This window comes from Streptomyces mesophilus (assembly GCF_040300965.1).
Lineage (GTDB): Bacteria > Actinomycetota > Actinomycetes > Streptomycetales > Streptomycetaceae > Streptomyces > Streptomyces mesophilus_A.
Window position 1 is genome coordinate 14,985 of record NZ_JBEPEW010000009.1, and the last position, 19,853, is coordinate 34,837.

A 19,853-nucleotide genomic window follows, 5' to 3' on the forward strand; every position below is an offset into this window, starting at 1 on the left:
AGCAACATGGTCAGACCCTGGACGGTTGGTCCCCGACGAAGCGTGACCCGCCGCCAGGCAGCTTCCTCCCCTATCCCAAGGAGGGAACGTCATGCCGCTCATTGCCATCATCATCGCCGGCCTGGCCCTTGCCTTCGAGCAGGCGATCCAGTGGAAGTACGGCCCGATGGGCATCATCGCCTTCGTCGCGCTGACCATCGGCATCAAGGCCAAGAACACCATGTTCAGCAGCATCGGCGCGGTCATCCTCGTCATGCTGCTCGCCCAGTCGGGCTGACCGGGCTCCCCGCCGGAGGGGAGCGGGGAGTCCGGTCGGCCTACTGACGGGCGTCTCAGAAGATCTCAGCTCATGTCAGAACATGTCCGGGCACCACGGTCGCCTGGACGTACGCAGCAGGGCGTCGGCCGCCGCGGCGGCGCCCGGACGCTCCTCGGTCACGGTGCCGAGCGCGGCCAGCCGTACGGCCGACTCGTCACCGAGCCAGAGCGTCGCCAACTCCCGTACGTCCATGGAGAGTTCCGCACTCTCCGTGGTCGGTACGCAGGCCGCACCGTCCGGCCCGGCGTCGAGCCGGTACCGCCCGCCGGTGTAGCCCGCCGGGTCCCTGATCTCCAGGACGAGGGATCCGGCGCCGTTGTACGTCCGTGTCTCCAGCGCCCGTACGACATCGAGGATGCGCACCCAGAGGAAGTCGGCCTGGGTGACCACCCGGGCGGCCCGGGGGTCCGGGAAGTACAGCGGGATCAGCGAGTCGGGGGCGCGATGGCCGGTGCGGACCTTGAGGATCCAGTCGATGGAGACCAGGTACTGCCACAGCGCGCGCTCGGCGGCCGGCGTGACCGCGTCCAGGCCGCGCACCTTCGCCGTGTTCTGCGGCAGCTTGTTGTCGCTCCAGTCCGGCACCGGCTCGTAGGCGACCAGCCCCTCGACTTCGCCGGACGGCGAACGGTAGACGGCGTAGTGCGGTTCGTTCCAGGCGTGGAACTGGTCCTGGAGCAGCCCGGTGTTCTGCTTCCACCAGCGTTCATTGCGGTCGACCGCGCCGGGCTGGCGCACGCGCAGCCGCTCATGCAGTTCGGGTCCGAGCTTGCGGACGTCCGCGCCGTCGGCCAGATCGATCCGGCCACCGTCGTCGGGTCCTGACCAGCGCGGGTCGAGGCCCGCGCGCGGGACGTCGATCTCCCACTGGGTGGTCCAGGTGGCGGGTCCGAATCCGAACCGTCCGTAGATCGGGTACTCCGCGGCGATCAGTGTGGCGACGACGTCCCCGCGCTCCTTCGCCGCGTCGAGGTCCTTCGCCATCATCCGGCTCAGCAGACCGCGGCGGCGGTGCGTCGGCGAGACCGTGACGTTGGTGACCGCGTCGGCCGCCACTTCCGCGCCGCCGACGGCGGTGAGCTGCTGTGTGAAGGAACGGAAGGTGGCCACACAGCGGCCCTGGTCGAAGGCGCCGAGGGTGCGGGCGAGGTCGATCGAGGAGCGGCGGTCGGTCACTTGCTCTTCGGTGAGGGCCGGACTGCGCAGGAACCCGGTGTTCAGGGCCCGGGACCAGTCGGCTACGTCGGCGTCTGCGAGAGAACGGATTTCGACCATACGGGCCACGGTAGGCGGGGTGCGGTGCCCGATGCATCCGGGTTTCAGGCGGCCGGGCAGAGCGCCCGGGCGCCGACCGGCGCCTGCGCCCGGACCACGGCGGCCACCGGCGCGGACGCGGGCGCGGCCTGCGACCGGCCGCGGGCGAAGACCACGACCCGCAGGACCACGAACCGGCCGATGCCCGCCAGTCCGGAGGCCGACAGGTAGACGATCTGCTCGAGCACCGCGCCGGGCGAGGCCACCAGCTGCGTCAGGACCAGCATCGCCACGGAGGTCACCGCGTACGCGGCCGCCGCGGACCCGGCCGACTGCCAGTGCTGGCGCCAGGTCGCGTGCCCGCCGGCACCGAAGGTGAACCGGGCGTGCAGCTCGGTGGCGAGCAGCGTGGAGGCCACGGTGATGAGCGCGTTGGCCAGGATCCAGGGCATCAGGGAGGCCAGGCCCGCCACGGCGAAGCTGGAGGCGACCCCGACCCCGCCGCCGCAGAGCACGAAGCGCGCGAAGGCCACGAAGGCGCCGGGCGCCTGCTGGCTGCTGTGTCCTGTCTCCACGATCCCCACACCCCTTTGACGGCACCGACGGCTTTTCTGTGACACCGGCGCCCGGTCTCCTGCCACTAAGACCGTGGCCGAGCCCCGAACTAACCGGTGGTGCCATCATGGCACAGTTGTGGCGCCATAGCGAGCCACTATTGGCATCAATGGCGCCAGGCTTTGCGTCACGCTGGAGCGAGCAAGGAAAGGCCCAGGTCACAGGCCTACGATCGCGGCGCCATCCAGCGTCAACCGCGGCGCCAAGGTGGCGCCGCGACCCCATGCCAGAACTATACGGCCGTTCTATACGGCTGTTCAATACGTGCGTATAGATTCTTGGGTCGGGAACGGAAAAGCGTCCGCCGACAGGTCGGAACCTGTCGGCGGACGCCGAAGAAGCCTCGTAGGGGAACCAAAAATCAGAAAGCCGCGCGGATCTCCCCCACCGGAACCCCGCCGCCGAGCAGCGGTGCCTCGCCGATCCGCGCCACCACCGACGCGTCGACGCCCATCAGCTCGAGGGCGCGGGACAGGACCGGACCCAGCGCACGGGTCGCACCGTCGTCGATCTTGAACGCGAGCGCACGGCCGTCCGGCAGCGCGACCGCCTGGACCGCCTCGGCGCCCATCTTCGAGAGCGTGCCGGGCACCTCGCGCATCAGCCAGGTGTCCGGGCGCCGGGTGCCCGCGACGTACTCGGGATGGGCGCGCATCGCGTCCGCGACGCGGCGTTCCGGCGTACCGGAAGGGGCGAGGACGAAGTGGCGGAAGGCACGGGCCAGGCCGGGCAGCGTCAGTGCCATCAGGGGCGCACCGCATCCGTCCGTGCCGATGGACGCGACCTGCTCGCCGGCCGCCGACTCGACGACCTCGCGGGTGAGCTGCTGCAGCGGGTGGGCCGGGTCGAGATAGGTCTCGGTCGGCCAGCCCGCCTTCACACAGGCCGCCAGCATCGAGGTGTGCTTGCCCGAGCAGTTCATGGTGACGCGCTCACGACCGTGCCCGGCGGCCAGATAGGTCTCGGCCTCGACCGGGTCGAGCGGCAGGTCGGGCGGGCACTGCAGCTGGGTCTCCGCGAGGCCCTGCTCGGCGAGCATCTTGCGGACGAGGTCCAGATGGAAGGGTTCGCCGGAGTGGCTGGCCGCCGTCAGGGCGAGCCGTTCCCCGCTCAGGTCGAGGCCCGCGCGCAGGATCGCGGCGGCCTGCATGGGCTTGTTGGACGAGCGGGGGAAGACGGGGGTCGTGATGTCGCCGACCGCGTGCTCCACGGTGCCGTCCGCGGCGAGCACGACCAGGGAGCCCCGGTGATGGCCCTCGACGAAGCCGGAACGTACGACCTCGGCGAGGACCGGAGGTATCGGGGCGGGGGCGGTGGAGGTCATCGTCGGCCTTCCGGTGGCGCGGGCCCGCCCGCCGTGTCACCCCAGGGGCTCAGGAGAGCAGGTCGTCTACTTGTGCTTCGCCCTCACGGTACCTGCGCGCGATCTCCGCGCTGCAATCGTCGGCGGTCCGCTGGAGCGCCTGACGGCGCCGGGAGACCTGCTGTTCATGGCGGACAAGGCGGCCCATCGCGGTGTGCAGCTCTTCGTCCGTACGGGCGTCGAGGTCGCTCAGCTCCACCTCGGCGAGCATCTCGGCGGCGAGCAGCCGGTACTCCTCGCCATGGGGTGTCCCGAGCGTGACATGGCGGGCGGAGGAACGGTGCGTGGAGGGCGCGTCGGCGAGGATCTCGGAGAGCCGCTCCACGATGGCCGGGTCCGGCGCCGCGGCTTCCGGCGCACGGTCGTGCAGCCGCCGGGCGAGCTCGGCGCGCAGGATGTCGATCCGGCCCTGGAGCAGCCGGCGCAGATAGCTGAGGTCCGCCTCGTCCTGCTGGGAGGTGCGGCGCAGCCGGCGCAGCTCCGGCAGCCTGAGCGCCCCCAGGTCGTGCTCGGGCAGCTCGGGCATGGGGCCTCCGCTGCTCGGAGAGCTCGGGGAAGGGCTGTTCGTGCGCTGGACCGGCGGGCGCGGTACGGCGGCAGCTTCCGCCTGGGCCGTGCGGGCTGTCGGCACGGGCCCGGAAGGCTGTCCGGTACTCGGAGTGCTCATGCGACTGTTCCTCCCCCAAGCTTTCGCTTGGCTCGAGCAGGGGGGACCCCCACCCTCGCTCGGTGCGGTGCACCGCGTGTGTGCATCGTGCCACTGAGTGTGGGGGATATGTGGCGGAGTGCACTCGATCGGCCCCGGATAGGTGCATGGCATTACGCGGCGGATGGGGCGCGTGGGGGAACTTCTGCCGTTGTTCACCCGGCAGTTGGCAGCTTTGGCCCCCTCACGGGGGTGCCTGTTCGGTGCTGCCGTTCGGGGGCACGGCATGATGTGCCGTATGCGTGCGGTGGTGCAGAGAGCGAACGGGGCGAGTGTCGTCGTCCAGGGTGAGAACGGTCCGCAAACGACGGGCGAGTTCGACGGCGAGGGCCTGTGCGTCCTGGTCGGCGTCACTCATGACGACACCATGGAGAAGGCCGCCCAGCTGGCCCGCAAGCTCTGGACCCTGCGGATCCTGGCCGACGAGAAGTCCTGCTCGGACCTCGGCGCACCGCTTCTGGTGATCTCCCAGTTCACGTTGTACGGCGACGCCCGCAAGGGCCGCCGCCCCACCTGGAACGCGGCCGCGCCCGGCGATGTCGCCGAGCCGCTGGTCGACGAAGTGGTCGCTCAGCTGCGGGCGTTGGGGGCGACCGTGGGGACGGGGCAGTTCGGTGCGTCGATGCGGGTGTCGCTCACGAACGACGGGCCGTTCACGGTGCTGCTCGAGATCTAACGGTCCCGGCGCTGCTCGAGAGCCGGCGGTCACGGTGTCTCGAAGGCTAGCCCCGCAGGTCCCGTACCGCTTCCGTGATCAGGCGCTGCAGCCGCAGGCCCCGGTGCGCGTCGAGTTCGCCGGAGCGGCCGGTGCGTACCGCTGTGGCGAAGTCGTGGCGCAGGATCGGCCAGCACTCGTCGTGGTCGATCTCCGCGGTGTCGTAGACGAGCTCGGGGCCGGGTCCGAACAACTCCACGCGGGTCAGGGCCCGTTCGCGCGCCACGGAGCCGGACAGGGAGGCCTGGCTGACGGCGCCGTTCTCGTGCTCGCAGGTCAGCTCGGTCCAGCGGCGCGGGTCGCCGGCGGCACGGATCCGGGCGATCGGTCCGACCGCGGCGTCCAGGAGGTCGATCAGATGCGGGCCGAGGTCGAGCAGGGCGCCGTGTTCCAGGCGCCAGGAGGTGGCGAAGTCGCCGCCGAGGAAGGCTCCGTGGAGATAGCAGGAGCGCGCGCCGGTGACCTCCAGCTGCCGGGCCGCGGCGATGAAGGCGCGCGTCACGGGGTGGTAGCGCTTGGTCAGGACTAGCTGCGTCAACTCCTGCTCCCCGCAGGCCTGGGCGGCGGCGACCCCTTGGGCGCTGCGGACGGCACTGGAGTCGGTGGACGGCTGAACCTTCGGGGCGGCGGCTACGGCTCCACGACGACTTCCTGAGCCGCCGCCGTCGTACCCACCAGCAGCGGGGCGTCCACGGGAATGTTGCGCTTGACCAGGGCGAGCGCGATCGGACCCAGTTCGTGGTGGCGGGCCGCGGTGGTGACGAAGCCGATCTTGCGGCCCTCGGGGCCGTCCGACGCGAGACGGACCTCCGTGCCATGGCCGGGGAGGTGGACCTCGCTGCCGTCCAGGTGCAGGAAGACCAGGCGGCGCGGGGGCTTGCCCAGGTTCTGGACACGGGCGACCGTCTCCTGGCCGCGGTAGCAGCCCTTCTGCAGGTGCACGGCGCTGCCGATCCAGCCCAGCTCGTGCGGGATGGTGCGGTGGTCGGTCTCGAAGCCGAGCCGCGGCCGGTGCGCCTCCACGCGCAGCGCCTCGTACGCGAGGATGCCGGCCGCGGGGCCGTGCTCCGCCACGTACGACTCGAGATCGGCGCGCGGCAGGAAGAGGTCGCGGCCGTACGCGGTCTCGCGGGCGACCACGCCGTCGGGGACCGTGGCGATCGAGCCGGCGGGCAGGTGCACGACCGCGAACTCCTCGGTGCGGTCGGCCACTTCGACCCGGTAGAAGAACTTCATCGACTCCAGATACGCGAGCAGCGCCTCGCCCGTGCCCGCCTCGAAGTACGCCCAGGTGGTCGTGCCGTCGTCCACGAGGGAGAGGTGGTGCTCGATATGCCCGTTGGCCGAGAGGATCAGCGACTCGGTGGCCTGGCCCGGCGGGAGCTCGCTGACGTGCTGGGTGAGCAGCAGGTGCAGCCAGGTGAGCCGGTCGTCGCCGGTGACCGTCAGGACCCCGCGATGCGAGAGGTCGACGACGCCGCGCCCGTCCGCGAGAGCGCGCTGCTCCCCGTACAGCTCGCCGTAGTGCGCGGCGACGCCTTCATCGGCGCCCTCGGCGGGGACGGCGCCGGGCAGGGACAGCAGGGGGCTCTTCATGGTGGTCACTCACGTAACGACGGGGTGGGGGGCGGTTTTATTTCCGGGTCTCTTCACCGGGGGCGGCCTTCGCCGTGCAGTCCTTGCAGCGGCCGAAGATCGCGAAGTGCTTCATATCGGTGTCGAAGCCGAATTCGTTCTGCAGTTTCGCCTTGAAGTCCGCGGCCACGGAGACGTCCGCCTCGATCACGTTCGTACAGTCGCGGCAGACCAGATGCAGATGGTGGTGGCGGTCCGCGAGGTGGTACGTCGGGGCGCCGTGCCCGAGGTGGGCATGGCTGACCAGACCCAGCTCCTCGAGCAGTTCGAGCGTGCGGTAGACCGTGGAGATGTTCACCCCGGACGCGGTCCTGCGGACCTCGGCGAGGATGTCGTCGGGTGTCGCGTGCTCGAGGGTGTCCACGGCTTCGAGGACAAGCTGACGCTGCGGCGTCAGCCGGTAGCCGCGCTGCCGCAGGTCGCTCTTCCAGTCGGTGCTCACCACAGGGCCCAGTGTAGGCGGGTACCCCGCAGGTTCAGGCGGCCGCGAACGGGAACGGCGCCCGGTCCGGCGCCACCCAGCCGCTGCGGGCCTCCTGGGCGGCGAGTGCGGCCGGGGTGTAGTGGTGAAGGAGCAGCCGCTTGTCGAGCAACTCCGGCCTGCGGGCGAGCAGTTCGTCGAAGTCGTCGGTCTCGTGGGCGTGATGCCCGACCAGCTCGACCCAGGCGCGGCTGACCGTCGCGTGGTACTTCTGCGGGGCGCCGGCGTACCGGGCCGTGCGCTGGATACCGTCGCTGACCAGGCGTATCGCCGCTTCGGTGCCGTGCCGGCGGACCGCGAGCCAGGTCAGCCGCACATGCTGGCGGTGGCCGAACCGCTCGGCCGTGGCCATGACCTCGGCCATCAGCGCGTCGAACGCGTCGTCGTCCTGGTACGCCTGGCTCATCGCGTCGTCGTCCTGGTACGCCTGGCTCATCGCGCCGCCTCCCCGAGCGCGGCGAGCACGGCCCGGTAACCGGCCACGTCCTCGGGCCGCACCGCCGCGAGGGCCCGTGCCTCCAGGCCCGCGAAGGCCTCGCGCACGGTGGCCGCGGCGGCCCGCCCCTGTGCGGTGAGCTCGATCCGCACCGAACGCCGGTCGCCCGGCTTGAGAGCGCGGATGAGGTGGCCGCGCTTCTCCAGGCGGTCGAGGACGCCCGTGGTCGTGGTCGGCTTGGATCCGATCGCGGCACCCAGCTCGCTGACCGTGCGCGGCCGGCCGTCGGCGAGGTTGGCGAGCGCGTTGATCTCGGACGGCGTGAGCTTCAGTGCGGCGAGCTCGGCGGTGAGCACGTGCAGGGTCGCGTGGGTGGCGCGCTGCAGTGCGATCAGGGTTTCGCCGCCTGGCCCGGGGCCGGTATCTACGGTTTCGGTATTCACGTATACGGACTATACGGATCCGTAGTAACTTTGGCGAGGTCGGAGCGCACGCAAAAGGCGGCACCCGGGGAACGGGTGCCGCCTTTCGACAGCTTGGGGGCCGGCAGACCCAGGAACCAGGCCTACTTGAAGAACGCGATCCCGTCGTCCGGCAGATCACCGAGGTTGCGCGCCATCTCGGCGACCTCCTCGGGCGTGACGACCTTCTTCAGCTGCGCCGACATGTACGGGCGGAGCGGGACCTCGGGGGTCTGCTTCTCGCCGACCCACATCAGGTCGCCCTTGACGTAGCCGTACAGACGCTTGCCGCCGCTGTACGGACCGGAGGCGGCGGTGCGCGCGACGGCGTCCGTGGCCAGGTCGATCTGCGGCTTCTTGTCGGCCAGCTCGCCGTACCAGACCTCGACGACACCGTCGTCGCGGACCATCACGACCTCGACCTTGCGCTCGGCGTCGATCCGCCAGAACCCGGACTCGGTCTCGAGCGGCTTGACCTTGTTGCCCTCGGCGTCCAGGACCCACGTATGCGAGCGGTACTCGATGAAGTCACGTCCGTCGTGGCTGAAGCTGACCTCCTGCCCGAAGTTGCACTTCTCCGCGCCGGGGAAGTCGGAGACACCCGCGCCCGCCCAGTTGCCGAGCAGGAAGGCGAGGGGCACGAGGGAGGGGTTCAGGTCGGACGGGATCTCGATCATCAGTTGCTCTCAGTACGGGGCGTACGGGATGTACGTGCGTGTACGGACGGTCAGCGCTGACCCTGGTACAGCTTCTTCACGGTCAGTCCGGCGAAGGCGAGAACGCCGACGCAGACCAGAACGAGCAGGGCTGAGAAGAATGCCTCAAGCACGGGGGTGCTCCTTGTGAGCTGTGGTGGCAGGTACGGGCCGGGCCCCAGCTTAGTCGGCTGGGGCCCGGGGGTCGCTGTGAGGTGGGCCCTTCGGGCCCGGGCTCAGTCCAGCAGCTGGGTCTGCAGGACCACGGTCTGGTGGAAGGGGATGAGCTTGGCGCCGCCGTCCTTGTGAGACTGGACGACCAGACCGAGGGTGTCGCCGGAGGCGAGATAGGCGACGCGGCCGTCGCCCTCCTCATTGGTCTCGTACACGTAGTGCTCGGTGTTCCGGCCCTCGCGCGGGTTCTCCCACCGCTCGTCGATGACGGTCGAGACGACCCCTTCCAGGTTGGCGCCCACATCGCCGGCCGGCGCCAAGATCGTGTCCATGAAGGCGTCCTTGTAGCCGACCGAGGGGAAGCGCACCAGGTAGATCCGGCTCTCGGTGCCGTTGGGGGCGGTCCAGGAGCGGGCCACGATCTCGCGCGCACCGAAGTCGCGCAGACCGTTCACGATGTCGGTGCGCTCCTCCTTCACGTACTGCTCGGCGAACTCGCTGCTCTTGACCGCCTTCGCACCCGTGTCGCTCTTCGCGCCGGCCGGGGCGGGCAGCATCAGGTCAGTGAGCGCGGCGTGGTGGATCTCGCCTGGGTTGGCCTCACCGAAGGGCCGCGGCTTCCCGGCCGGCAGCGCTGGGAGTTCCAGTTCCGGGTACTTCCAGCGGCCGTCCGACTGGGTCGCGAGACCCGGCACGTCGGTGCGCTCCATCGAGGTGATGGCGTACGCGGAGCCGGCACCGAGCCCTCCGCAGACGAGGACGGCCAGCGTCCAGCGGCCCACGGCGCGCAGGACGCGCCGGTCCTTGAGCGAGGGCTTCGGAGGCGGGGGCTGCACCCAGGTGGCCGGGCCCGCGGGCTCGACCTGGGTGACACCGCCCCAGGACTGCTGTGCCGGGATGCCCGGCTGCCCGGGCACGCCCGGGGTCAGCTGCTGGTCGGTCATACGTACTCCCCCGGCGACTTGATGTGGTCGAGCTGCTTCTTCAGGAAGCCCGCGACGTCCGACTTGTTCATCGGCTTCGGGCCGTACACGTACACGCTGACGAAGGCGTCGCCGACCTGCGCGCTGCAGAACATGTCGTCCATCTCCACGCCCTTCTCCGCGGGCATCAAGGTGCACTTGGCCTTGGGGTGCCCCTCGATCTTCGGTCCCTTCTTGGCGCCGGGAACCTCCCCGGTCAGTGAGGTCATCAAGGACTGCAGATCCCTCAACGCCTTGCGGTCCTTCGCCTTGATGACCGTGGTCTCCACGACAAGGTCGGACTGCTCGTCGACATACGAGCGGCCGGCCACACCCTGCACGCCGAACTTCTCCATCCGCTCGTTGAACTCCCGGCGCTGCTTGCCGGTGAGACCCCGGCCGGTCGCCTTGAGCTGCGCGGTGGCCTGCTTGCCCGACAGCGAACTGTCGTTGCCGTTCTCGTCGAGGTCCGGACCGAGGTGGTACCCCTCGGGCACGGGCAGCAGGAGCTGGGACAGTTCGGTGTCATGGCGCCCCCGGTGGGCGTCGCCGGCCGGGTCGCTGCCTTCCTGGCGCTTGCCCCAGTGGTTGGTGGTGACGGTCGTATCGGCTTTGTCCACCGTCGACTTGACGTAGAACCCAGCACCGCCGGCGCTGCCGAGCACAAGGACCACGGGCAATACCACGGCGGCGATCCGGCGCGCTCGCGGCGAGCGCGCCGAACGCTCGGGGCACTCAGGGCCCGAGGCCAGGGCGTCAGGAGCGCCGAATCCCAGGGGCTCGGCAGGCGCCGGGGTCGGAGGGGCGCTCTGCGCGGCCTCGTTGTGCGGTACGTCGTTCACAGTCGTCCCACCTGCCGCTCCGCGAACGAGCGGATGTCCTTCTTACTGACGGGCTTCGTGTCGAAGATGTGCACTTCGACCATGACGTCACCGCGGAAGGCTGCGGCCTGCGCGTGATACACGGGCAGGTAGCCCGCTTCCCGTTCCACGGGCATCTGAGCCCACCTGCCGTCCACGCTCCCGCGGAACTCACCGCGGTCGGTGCCGTCGGTTTCCAGGTAGTACTTCCGGTCCGCGGTGTTCTCGACGGCCCCGGCAACCCCGTCCTTGCCGAACTGGACCAGCCGGATGGCGACGAATCGCGAGCCCCGCTCCCAGTCGGCGGCGGCGATCCTGCGCACACCGATGCTGTTGAGGTGCTCAAGCATTCGCGGCGGCTCTTCGAACTCCCGGATGTAGCTCCGCACCGTCATCCAGCGGTCGTCCGAGAGCGTCCCGCCCTCGAAGGTCGCCAACGACGCGTCCCGGTACCCCGACGGCCGCGGCAGCAGCAGCTTCCGCAGATCCCCGTCCGCCTTGTGCATGCCCCCCGCGTCCTTGGCCGTCGCCGAGGACTTCTCCGGGTACGCCAGATCCGCTTGCGACAGCGCCGGCAACGGCGTCGGCTCCCGCTCCGCCTGGACGGTGTAGCCGACGGCCGTGCCGCCCGCGGTACCGAGCAGCGCGGCGGCGAGGATCAGCGCTGTCGTCCGGCCGCGCCGGCGCTTCGGGCGCGCGGGCGCATCGGACACCTCGGGCGGCTGCGCCTGAGGCGGTGTCGGTGGCGACTCGTCGGTCGCCGGCCGGAACTCCGGCATCGGCGGTGCTGCTGGTTCCACGGTCCCCCCTGGACTCCTAGGACTCACCGATTCCGTATCGGCGCGCCCAGAAGACCCACGGGAATCACAGGGAGTTGTACGTCTCCCGATAACGGTTAGGACACCGCCTGACCTGCGAGGAATCACATCACCGCAGAACGCCTCGCACCCTCCGCCACCGGGGCACACGCCCGCCAACCGGACCCGACGGGCACACCCCAAGTGACCCAGGTCACATCAGGACCTGCGATGAGTTCTCGCGCCCTCGCCCGTCAACACCCCCGTAAGCAGCGGCCACTTGGACCGCGCCGACCGGAGCACCACCAATGAGAGGCATACGACCATGAGCGAGCAGAACACCGCCGGCTACTCCTACTCCGTCTCCCGCGAGATCGCCGCCCCGGTGTCCCGCGTCTGGCAGGCCTACACGACCGCGGCCGAGTGGCCGGCCTGGTTCGGGGCCGTCGAGGGCACGGTGGAACTCGACGTACGGCCGGGCGGGCCGTGGAAGGCGACGCTCGGGATGCCGGACGGCGGGCAGTTCCCGCTGACCGGGGAGTTCCGTGAGGTCGTCGAGGGCGAGCGGCTCCTGGTGACGATGGATGTGCCCGGCCAGCCGGCCGAGGTCATGGAGGTCGTCTTCGCGGAGAGCGGCGCCGGTACGAAGGCCACGATCAACCAGACCCTCACCACCAAGGAAGCCCATGACCAGTCGCGCGAGGGCAGCGAGATGATTCTGGCCGGGCTTGCGGCGCACTGTGAGGCGTGAGCCGCCCGGTCTACTACGGGGGCGGCTTGCGCTTGCGGTCCAGCTCGTCCCACCACTCATCCGATGTGGGGTCCCCCGAAGGGTCGTCCCACCACCGGTCCTCAGGACCACGCCGGTTGGCGACGATCGCGGCGACCGGCGGGATCACCATGGCGACCACGCACATCCCGACCGCGACCGGGACCGACCACAACCGGACGACGGCCCACGCCAGCACGAAGAGGCCGATGCACAGCCCCATCATGGCGAAGTAGACGTGCCGCCTCCGCGCGTACATACCTCCAGCGTAGGCCGTACGCACCGCACAGCGCCGTACGACGAAAAGCCGAAGGACCGCACCCCATGGTTTGTATTGGCGTCCAACCCCCAGGGGTGCGGCCCTCCGGCCGTATGCGAGGCGGCGTACGAGCCGCCGTCGTTGCGGTGCTCAGACCGCGATCGCGACCTCGGCGAGGCCGCCGGTCTGCGCGACCACCGTGCGGTCCGCGGTGCCGCCGGGCACGAGTGCCCGCAGCGTCCACGTGCCCTCGGCCGCGTAGAACCGGAACTGCCCGGTCGCCGAGGTGGGCACCTCGGCGGTGAACTCACCGGTCGAGTCGAGCAGTCGCACGTACCCCGTGACGGGCTCGCCGTCGCGGGTCACCTGGCCCTGGATGGTGGTCTCACCGGGCTTGATCGTGGAGGCGTCGGGGCCGCCCACCTGTGCTCCGCACATAAGTCACTGTCCTCCGGAGGTAGTTGGATCCGAACGCTGCGGTCAGTTGGAGCCGAGCTCGATCGGCACGCCGACGAGGGAGCCGTACTCGGTCCAGGAGCCGTCGTAGTTCTTGACGTTCTCGACACCGAGCAGCTCGTGCAGGACGAACCAGGTCAGGGCCGAGCGCTCGCCGATACGGCAGTACGCGATGGTGTCCGTGGCGAGGTCGACCTGCTCGTCGGCGTAGAGCTGCTTGAGCTCGTCGTCCGACTTGAAGGTGCCGTCGTCGTTGGCGTTCTTGGACCACGGGATGTTGCGGGCGCTCGGCACGTGGCCGGGGCGCTGCGACTGCTCCTGCGGAAGGTGCGCCGGGGCGAGCAGCTTGCCGCTGAACTCGTCGGGCGAGCGCACGTCGACCAGGTTCTGGGTGCCGATCGCGGCCACGACGTCGTCGCGGAAGGCGCGGATCGCGGTGTTCTGGGCCTTGGCCTTGTACTCGGTCGCCGGGCGCGCGGCGATCTCCGTGACCAGGTCGCGGGAGTCGAGCTCCCACTTCTTGCGGCCGCCGTCGAGGAGCTTCACGTCCTGGTGACCGTAGAGCTTGAAGTACCAGTAGGCGTACGAAGCGAACCAGTTGTTGTTGCCGCCGTAGAGGACGACCGTGTCGTCGTTGGCGATACCGCGCTCGGAGAGCAGCTTCTCGAAGCCGGCCTGGTCGACGAAGTCACGGCGGACCGGGTCCTGCAGGTCCTGCTTCCAGTCGATCTTGACGGCGTTCTTGATGTGGTTCTTGTCGTACGCCGAGGCGTCCTCGTCGACCTCGACGATGGCGACCTTGGGGTTGTCGAGGTTGGCCTCGACCCAGTCGGCGTCCACCAGGACGTCGTTGCGGCTCATGTGCTGTCTCCTCCGGGGCAGTTACGGCAGGGATGCGGCAAGGCATGCAGAAAACGGGTGCGCGCACAGGCACGGGGCGACCCCGAGCCGTGACGGCTCAAGAGGTCCGGGGGAAGCGGGAGTTGGTGGCCGGACAGGCCGGATGCCCGCTCAGGCGGTGCGACAGAGCATGGCGGCGACGCGGCACAGGTCCACTGCCCGCCGCTTCGTGAGATCCGCCGCCTGTTGCTTCATGGGCCCGATCGTAGGGACGTATCGGTCGCCGTGTCACCGGTCGTCCGTATTTTGATACGCGATCGTCCGGATGTCGGGATGAAAGGGTCCCGAGGCCGGGTGTGACGGGGCTCGGGAGGCGGTGTCGCGCCCGTCACACCCCGAAGGTGGACGACTTCGTCTCGCACTCCGGGATACGTCGTCGATACGGGAGGGGTGCCGCGAAGGTCGCTGCGGAGGTTGCCGCAGACAGCGCTGCGGAGGGTCAGCCGACCAGCTTGACCTGGGTGCCGGTGACCGCGATCTCCACACCCTTCTCGGCCGACCGGACCGACTTGAGGTCGATGCCCGCGGGCAGCCCGTCGATCTTCTGCTTGAAGTCGGTGATCTCGCGCATCTTGCGGTCCGCGACGGAGACACCGGCCAGCTTGGGCATCGCGTCGGCGTGCACGTAGACCGTGTTGCCGTCCTCGACGGTGACCGTGCTGGTGACACCGATCGGCGGGAGCTTCTTGCCGAAGGCGGTGACCTCGATGGCCACCTTGATCTTGCCGTTGTCGGCGGCGGAGAGGCCCACGACCTTGGCCGTCATCCCGGGCGCGACCTGCGCGGCCTCGACCTTCGCGGCCTTCAGGAGTTCGTCGTACGCGATGAGCGCGGAGCCGTCGGCGCTGTCGGCGGTGGCCGAGCTGTAGCTGTCGGAGAACTCGACGCCGCGCATCGTGGCGTCCAGCTCGGCGATACGGATCTTCTTGCCGTCCTCGGCGGGGGCCTCGTAGTCGTCGATGCCGATCGAGACGTCGTCGAGCTTGCCGCCGGCGAGCTGGGTCAGGAAGGGGAAGCCGTTGATGGAGACGTCCGGCTTCTCGGCCAGGCCCTCGCTGGTGCGTATCTTGTCCGCGGCCTCGTCCTCGGCGAAGCCCACGGCGATGCGGTCGGCCGCGACGAAGAGTCCGCCCAGGATCACGGCGATGATCAGGAGTATTCGCAGTCCGCGCACGGTGTTGCCCCCACCTCAGGTGTCTTTGCGGGGAGCCTAACCGTGTCCCCTGCGGCAACGTCGAACACCGGAGATCTTGTCGAACAGCTGTGACAACGGCGCCGGGGTGGCCGCTCCCTGACGGGAGAGGCCACCCCGGCGCCGTACGAAAAAACAGGTCAGCCGATCGCACGCCCCAGCAGATACACAGCGGGCGCGGCCGCGGCGAGCGGCAGCGCGACGCCGGCGGTCATGTGGACGAAGCGCGACGGGTAGTCGTAGCTGGCCACGCGCAGACCGATCAGCGCGCAGACACCGGCGCCGAACCCGAGCAGCGCCCCGCCGGAGCCGAGACCGGTCATGCCGCCGGCGGCGATGCCCGCACCGGCCGCCGCGAGCAGCGCGACCACCACGGAGGCGACCGACGGCAGCGGCAGCGCGCGTGCGAGCGTGGCGGCCGCGACCGCGAGCGCACCGACCGTCGCGGCGTCGGAGGAGGCTCCGAGGAAACCGGCCGCGATGATCGCCAGCGCGGCCGATGCGACCGTGGCCATCAGGCCCTGCATCCGGTCGTCGGCGTCCGCGCGCGAGCGCAGCTGGAGCACCAGCGTGAGCAGCACCCAGACGCCGAGCGTGCCGATGATCGCGGCGGGCGCGTGCTCACGGCCGGCCGCGAGCAGCACGAAGTCCGCGGTGAGCGCGCCCGCGAAGGCGAGGGCGATGCCCTGGCGCGCGGGCCACATCCCGTTGAGCCGGAACCAGCCGGCCGCGGTCAGCGCCTGCAGGACGAGCAGCGGGACGAGCAGGGCGTACGGGCCGATGGCCGCGCCGCCCGCGAGCAGCAGCCCGATCCCCGCGGTGATCCCGGCGGGCTGGATGCCCGGCGCGATGATCGGCGAACGGCCTTCGGCACGGGCCCGCTGGGCGTCGGTGATCCGCTGATTGCCCACGACCGTGGCGGGCCCGTAGGCGGGCGCGCTCTCGGGGGCGGGCTCGGCGGGGGCCGGGGTGTACGTCTGCTGCGGGGCCGCCTGCTGTGCGGCGGGCGCGGCGCTGTAGGCGTACGCGTCGGCGGCTCGCTCGTCGTAGGGGTACGCGTGCCCCTGGTCGGCGGGGTGGGCGGACTGCGGCTCGGCGTACGGGGCCTGTGCCGCGTACGGGTCGGTGCCCTGCGGGTACTGCTGCTGCGGGTACGGGGCCTCGGGCGGCAGCGGGCCTGCGCCGTAGTTCTGCGGCGGCAGATACGCGGTGTCCGCCGCGGGGGCCTGGGTGTGCGGGTGCGTCTGGGTGTCCCAGGTCTGGCCCTGCCAGCGCTGGGTGTGCGGCGCCTCGTCGTGACCGGGCGTGCCCGTGGGCCACTGCGGGTCGGGCTGCTGCTGCCCGTACGGGTCGTACGAACCCTGCTGGTTCTGGTCGCTCATCGTGTACGGGTCACCCTCCTGCGAACGGCGGGAGCACCTCGACCGTGCCGCCCTCGGCAAGGCGTACGGTCTCATGTCCTCGGGTACCCACGGGGTCGCCGTCGATGAGGAACGAGCATCGCTGCAGGACGCGGACGAGTTCGCCGGGGTGTCGGCCCCTTGCCGCGTCGAGGGCCTCTGCGAGGGTCTCGGCGTCGTAGGGCTCCTCTGCGAGGCCGGCGGCGGATTTGGCGGCGGCCCAGTAGCGGATCGTGCCCTTTGCCATGCGACGGCCCTCCTTTCGTTCGCATCCCATGATGCGGGGTGTGTGGGGGTGCTCGGGTCTGGGCGGGTTTTCTGCCGCGGGTGGGTGGGGTGCGGGTGGGCGCCTGCGGCGGCCCGCTTCCCCTGCCCGCCCCTTCCCGAAACCGGGGGCTTCGCCCCCCCGACCCCCTTCATCCGAACTTCGTTCGGGTCTGCTCAATCGCCGCAGGGGCTGAAAGATCTGGCAGTACTTGCCCACTCCCCGATCCGCGTCAGCAGCTCGTCCCCCGCCGCATGTTCCGCGTGCCCCATCCCCGGCTCCACCCACAGCTCGACGCCCGGCGCCGCCGAGGCCAGCATCCGGGGGTGGTCCAGGGGGAAGTACGGGTCCCTGTCGCCGTGGACCACCAAGAGCGGGGCCGGGGCGAGGAGCGGGACCGATTCGACCGGGGAGAGCGGGACCGGGTCCCAGTCCTTGTGGTGGATGCGGGTGCGCAGGACGTGGCGGCCGACCGCGCGGCCCGTACGGCGGGTGATCAGCCAGTGCAGGCGCCGCATCGAGGGCGTGCCCCGGTAGTACCAGCGGGCGGGGGCGCTGACGCAGACCACGGCGTCAGGGCGCGCTTCCGTGCGCCCCCCGTGCAACGCGCCGTGCCGGAGCACCACCGAGCCGCCCATCGAGAAGCCGACGGTCACGACGCGGGTGCAGCCGAGCGAGCGGGCCCACTCGACGGCCGCCGCGAGATCGAGCACCTCGCGGTCGCCCACCGTGGAATGTCCGCCGGAGCGGCCATGGCCCCGGAAGGAGAAGGTGATCACGGCTCCGAACTGGGTGAACACCCCTGCGGCCCGCCGCACATGGGGCTTGAGCAGATCGCCCGTGAACCCGTGCGCCACGACGATCGCGAGGTCGCTCGGCCCCTTCGCACACGGCTCGTACGCCGCCTCGATGGCCACCCCGTCCGCCGTACGCAGCGTGGTGCGCCGCCTCCCGCGCGTGATCGGTAGCACAGAAGATCGCGCCGTTTGACCTGCCGGAGGTGAACTCATGTGAGCTATTCTCCTTCTCGGAGGATCCGGGCAGCGTAGCCCCCGGGTCCTTTTGTGCTTTTCTGCAGGGTTTAAGGGTTGAACCCTTGTCCGGCAGGTGAGCACGGCGGGCCCAGGGCGCGGGACCCGCCAGCGGAACGAGCAACACCAGCAGTGCCGTAAACGTCCTCGCAGGGACCGAGGAGGAACCAGACGTTATGGGCGAGCGAAACGTGCACGACCGTCATACGACCAAGGCTGAGTCAGGTGATCAGCGATGAGTTCTCTGCTGCTCCTGACCAACGCCCTCCAGCCGTCGACGGAGGTGCTTCCCGCCCTCGGCCTGCTGCTGCACAACGTGCGGGTGGCCCCCGCCGAAGGCCCAGCTCTCGTCGACACCCCTGGTGCCGACGTCATCCTGATCGACGGCCGCCGTGATCTGCCGCAGGTGCGCAGCCTGTGCCAGCTCCTGCGGTCCACCGGACCCGGCTGCCCGCTGATCCTCGTGGTGACCGAGGGCGGTCTCGCCGCGGTCACCGCGGACTGGGGCATCGACGACGTACTCCTCGACACGGCAGGTCCGGCCGAGGTCGAGGCGCGGATCCGGCTCGCGATGGGCCGGCAGAACCTCACCGGCGACGATTCCCCGATGGAGATCCGCAACGGTGATCTCTCGGTGGACGAGGCCACCTACAGCGCGAAGCTCAAGGGCCGGGTCCTGGACCTGACCTTCAAGGAGTTCGAGCTCCTGAAGTACCTGGCGCAGCACCCGGGCCGGGTCTTCACCCGCGCCCAGCTGCTCCAGGAGGTCTGGGGCTACGACTACTTCGGCGGTACGAGGACGGTCGATGTCCACGTACGAAGGCTGCGGGCGAAGCTCGGGCCCGAGCACGAGGCGCTGATCGGAACGGTGCGGAACGTCGGTTATCGCTTTGTTACGCCGGAGAAGGCGGACAAGGGCGAGCGCGCGGCGGAGGCGGCCGCGAAGGCAGGGGCCAACGCGGACAAGGGCTCCGAGCCTGTCCGGGCGCTGTCGGACGAGCGTACGGAAGCTGACGTACGGCCTGCCAAGAGGTGACTCTTCCCGCGTAGACTGCCGCGCGTGGCCAAGGTGACGCGGGACGATGTGGCGCGACTGGCGGGGACTTCCACCGCCGTCGTGAGCTATGTGATCAACAACGGTCCCCGGCCGGTCGCCCCGGCCACGCGCGAGCGGGTTCTCGCCGCCATCAAGGAGCTGGGCTACCGCCCGGACCGGGTGGCGCAGGCGATGGCGTCCCGCCGTACGGATCTCATAGGCATGATCGTGCCGGACGCGCGCCAGCCGTTCTTCGCGGAGATGGCGCACGCCGTCGAACAGGCCGCCGCCGAACGCGGAAAGATGGTCCTGGTCGGCAACTCCGACTACCTCGACGAGCGCGAGGTGCACTATCTGCGGGCCTTCCTCGGGATGCGGGTCTCCGGCCTGATCCTGGTCAGCCAGGGTCCCAGCGAGCACGCGGCGACCGAGATCGACGCGTGGGACGCCCGGGTGGTGCTGCTGCACCGCAGGCCCGACGCGATCGACGATGTCGCGGTGGTCACGGACGACGTCGGCGGAGCGCAGCTCGCGACGCGTCACCTTCTCGAGCACGGTCATCCGTACGTGGCCTGTCTCGGCGGTACGGAGGGGACCCCGGTCGTCGGCGACCCGGTCACCGACCACGTCGAGGGCTGGCGGCTCGCGATGAAGGAGGCGGGCATCTCCACGGAGGGCCGTCTTTTCGAGGCCCCGTACAACCGCTATGACGCCTACCAGGTCGCGCTCTCGCTCCTGGCCGGGCCCGACCGCCCGCCGGCGCTGGTCTGCGCGACGGACGACCAGGCGATCGGTGTGCTGCGCGCGGCCCGCGAACTGCGGATCGACGTGCCCGGCGAACTGGCGGTGGCCGGCTTCGACGACGTCAAGGAAGCCGGTCTGACGGACCCGCCCCTGACGACGGTCGCCTCGGACCGCCCGGCCATGGCGCGGGCGGCGGTCGACCTGGTGCTCGACGACGCCCTGCGGGTCGCCGGTTCACGCCGGGAGCGGCTGCGTCAGTTCCCCGCGCGGCTGGTCGTACGGCAGTCCTGCGGCTGCAACTGAGCCGGCCGCCCGGAACATCGGGCAA

Annotated in this window: 26 protein-coding genes; 5 read left to right on the forward strand and 21 right to left on the reverse strand. The window is 70.4% G+C overall.

Annotation, left to right across the window (positions count from 1 at the left end; translation table 11 throughout):
• The first annotated feature begins 91 nt into the window (after positions 1-91).
• Positions 92-277 (forward strand): hypothetical protein, encoded by a 186-nt coding sequence (locus tag ABT367_RS05450; protein ID WP_165330798.1) that lies wholly within the window; start codon positions 92-94, stop codon positions 275-277.
• 75 nt (positions 278-352) lie between these two features.
• On the opposite strand, the gene ABT367_RS05455 is transcribed toward ABT367_RS05450, so the two are convergent.
• From ABT367_RS05455 to ABT367_RS05470, 4 genes are all read right to left on the reverse strand, one after another.
• Positions 353-1,594: a GNAT family N-acetyltransferase gene (locus tag ABT367_RS05455; RefSeq protein ID WP_352249846.1), complete on the reverse strand. Its 1,242-nt coding sequence runs from the start codon at positions 1,592-1,594 to the stop codon at positions 353-355.
• Between the two features lie 44 nt (positions 1,595-1,638).
• On the reverse strand, positions 1,639-2,148 hold the full coding sequence (locus tag ABT367_RS05460; protein WP_352249847.1) for a hypothetical protein: 510 nt from the start codon (positions 2,146-2,148) through the stop codon (positions 1,639-1,641).
• 401 nt (positions 2,149-2,549) lie between these two features.
• Positions 2,550-3,512 (reverse strand): asparaginase, encoded by a 963-nt coding sequence (locus tag ABT367_RS05465; RefSeq protein ID WP_352249849.1) that lies wholly within the window; start codon positions 3,510-3,512, stop codon positions 2,550-2,552.
• A gap of 49 nt (positions 3,513-3,561) precedes the next feature.
• A complete protein-coding gene (locus ABT367_RS05470) occupies positions 3,562-4,218 on the reverse strand; it encodes an RsiG family protein (RefSeq protein WP_352249851.1) in 657 nt (218 codons plus the stop codon).
• A 277-nt stretch (positions 4,219-4,495) separates the two neighbouring features.
• Here ABT367_RS05470 and dtd point away from each other — a divergent pair, with 277 nt between their 5' ends.
• Positions 4,496-4,933 (forward strand): D-aminoacyl-tRNA deacylase, encoded by a 438-nt coding sequence (gene dtd, locus ABT367_RS05475; RefSeq protein WP_352249853.1) that lies wholly within the window; start codon positions 4,496-4,498, stop codon positions 4,931-4,933.
• Positions 4,934-4,979: 46 nt separating this feature from the next.
• On the opposite strand, the gene ABT367_RS05480 is transcribed toward dtd, so the two are convergent.
• The 9 genes from ABT367_RS05480 to ABT367_RS05520 form a co-directional block, all read right to left on the reverse strand.
• The gene (locus ABT367_RS05480) at positions 4,980-5,510 is read right to left on the reverse strand and encodes a Gfo/Idh/MocA family protein (RefSeq protein ID WP_434975406.1); all 531 of its coding nucleotides are present in this window, start codon (positions 5,508-5,510) and stop codon (positions 4,980-4,982) included.
• Positions 5,511-5,602: 92 nt separating this feature from the next.
• Positions 5,603-6,568 carry a YgfZ/GcvT domain-containing protein gene (locus tag ABT367_RS05485; RefSeq protein WP_352249855.1) on the reverse strand — a complete coding sequence of 322 codons (966 nt, stop codon included), beginning with the start codon at positions 6,566-6,568 and terminating at the stop codon, positions 5,603-5,605.
• 37 nt (positions 6,569-6,605) lie between these two features.
• The gene (locus tag ABT367_RS05490) at positions 6,606-7,052 is read right to left on the reverse strand and encodes a Fur family transcriptional regulator (RefSeq protein WP_352249857.1); all 447 of its coding nucleotides are present in this window, start codon (positions 7,050-7,052) and stop codon (positions 6,606-6,608) included.
• A gap of 31 nt (positions 7,053-7,083) precedes the next feature.
• A complete protein-coding gene (locus ABT367_RS05495) occupies positions 7,084-7,524 on the reverse strand; it encodes a hypothetical protein (protein ID WP_352249859.1) in 441 nt (146 codons plus the stop codon).
• The gene (locus tag ABT367_RS05500) at positions 7,521-7,967 is read right to left on the reverse strand and encodes a MarR family winged helix-turn-helix transcriptional regulator (RefSeq protein WP_352249861.1); all 447 of its coding nucleotides are present in this window, start codon (positions 7,965-7,967) and stop codon (positions 7,521-7,523) included. Before ABT367_RS05500 ends, ABT367_RS05495 begins: the two co-directional genes overlap by 4 nt.
• Positions 7,968-8,089: 122 nt before the next feature.
• Positions 8,090-8,662, reverse strand: a complete 573-nt coding sequence (locus tag ABT367_RS05505; RefSeq protein WP_352249863.1) for an FABP family protein — start codon at positions 8,660-8,662, stop codon at positions 8,090-8,092.
• Between the two features lie 254 nt (positions 8,663-8,916).
• Positions 8,917-9,798 carry a hypothetical protein gene (locus ABT367_RS05510; protein WP_352249865.1) on the reverse strand — a complete coding sequence of 294 codons (882 nt, stop codon included), beginning with the start codon at positions 9,796-9,798 and terminating at the stop codon, positions 8,917-8,919.
• Positions 9,795-10,658, reverse strand: a complete 864-nt coding sequence (locus ABT367_RS05515; protein WP_352249867.1) for a hypothetical protein — start codon at positions 10,656-10,658, stop codon at positions 9,795-9,797. Before ABT367_RS05515 ends, ABT367_RS05510 begins: the two co-directional genes overlap by 4 nt.
• On the reverse strand, positions 10,655-11,476 hold the full coding sequence (locus tag ABT367_RS05520) for a hypothetical protein (RefSeq protein WP_352249869.1): 822 nt from the start codon (positions 11,474-11,476) through the stop codon (positions 10,655-10,657). The genes ABT367_RS05515 and ABT367_RS05520 overlap by 4 nt, the downstream gene beginning before the upstream one ends.
• A 322-nt stretch (positions 11,477-11,798) precedes the next feature.
• Between ABT367_RS05520 and ABT367_RS05525 the strand changes: the two genes are divergently transcribed.
• Positions 11,799-12,224, forward strand: a complete 426-nt coding sequence (locus tag ABT367_RS05525) for an SRPBCC family protein (RefSeq protein WP_352249871.1) — start codon at positions 11,799-11,801, stop codon at positions 12,222-12,224.
• A 13-nt stretch (positions 12,225-12,237) separates the two neighbouring features.
• Here the strand turns inward: ABT367_RS05525 and ABT367_RS05530 are convergent, their stop codons facing one another.
• From ABT367_RS05530 to ABT367_RS05565, 8 genes are all read right to left on the reverse strand, one after another.
• Positions 12,238-12,501, reverse strand: coding sequence for a DUF3099 domain-containing protein (locus ABT367_RS05530; protein ID WP_352249873.1), 264 nt, complete (start codon positions 12,499-12,501; stop codon positions 12,238-12,240).
• 150 nt (positions 12,502-12,651) lie between these two features.
• Positions 12,652-12,939, reverse strand: coding sequence for a DUF1416 domain-containing protein (locus tag ABT367_RS05535; RefSeq protein ID WP_352249875.1), 288 nt, complete (start codon positions 12,937-12,939; stop codon positions 12,652-12,654).
• Positions 12,940-12,981: 42 nt separating this feature from the next.
• Positions 12,982-13,818, reverse strand: coding sequence for a sulfurtransferase (locus tag ABT367_RS05540; protein WP_352249877.1), 837 nt, complete (start codon positions 13,816-13,818; stop codon positions 12,982-12,984).
• Positions 13,819-13,968: 150 nt separating this feature from the next.
• A complete protein-coding gene (locus ABT367_RS05545; protein ID WP_352250015.1) occupies positions 13,969-14,052 on the reverse strand; it encodes a putative leader peptide in 84 nt (27 codons plus the stop codon).
• Positions 14,053-14,296: 244 nt separating this feature from the next.
• Positions 14,297-15,031 carry an LmeA family phospholipid-binding protein gene (locus ABT367_RS05550; protein ID WP_352249879.1) on the reverse strand — a complete coding sequence of 245 codons (735 nt, stop codon included), beginning with the start codon at positions 15,029-15,031 and terminating at the stop codon, positions 14,297-14,299.
• 158 nt (positions 15,032-15,189) lie between these two features.
• Positions 15,190-16,431 (reverse strand): hypothetical protein, encoded by a 1,242-nt coding sequence (locus tag ABT367_RS05555; RefSeq protein ID WP_352249881.1) that lies wholly within the window; start codon positions 16,429-16,431, stop codon positions 15,190-15,192.
• A gap of 10 nt (positions 16,432-16,441) precedes the next feature.
• Positions 16,442-16,696, reverse strand: coding sequence for a MoaD/ThiS family protein (locus tag ABT367_RS05560; protein ID WP_352249883.1), 255 nt, complete (start codon positions 16,694-16,696; stop codon positions 16,442-16,444).
• Between the two features lie 194 nt (positions 16,697-16,890).
• Positions 16,891-17,724: an alpha/beta hydrolase gene (locus ABT367_RS05565; RefSeq protein WP_352249885.1), complete on the reverse strand. Its 834-nt coding sequence runs from the start codon at positions 17,722-17,724 to the stop codon at positions 16,891-16,893.
• 256 nt (positions 17,725-17,980) lie between these two features.
• Between ABT367_RS05565 and ABT367_RS05570 the strand changes: the two genes are divergently transcribed.
• A complete protein-coding gene (locus ABT367_RS05570; RefSeq protein WP_165334459.1) occupies positions 17,981-18,781 on the forward strand; it encodes a response regulator transcription factor in 801 nt (266 codons plus the stop codon).
• A gap of 24 nt (positions 18,782-18,805) precedes the next feature.
• Positions 18,806-19,828 carry a LacI family DNA-binding transcriptional regulator gene (locus ABT367_RS05575; RefSeq protein ID WP_199553138.1) on the forward strand — a complete coding sequence of 341 codons (1,023 nt, stop codon included), beginning with the start codon at positions 18,806-18,808 and terminating at the stop codon, positions 19,826-19,828.
• Positions 19,829-19,853 lie beyond the last annotated feature (25 nt).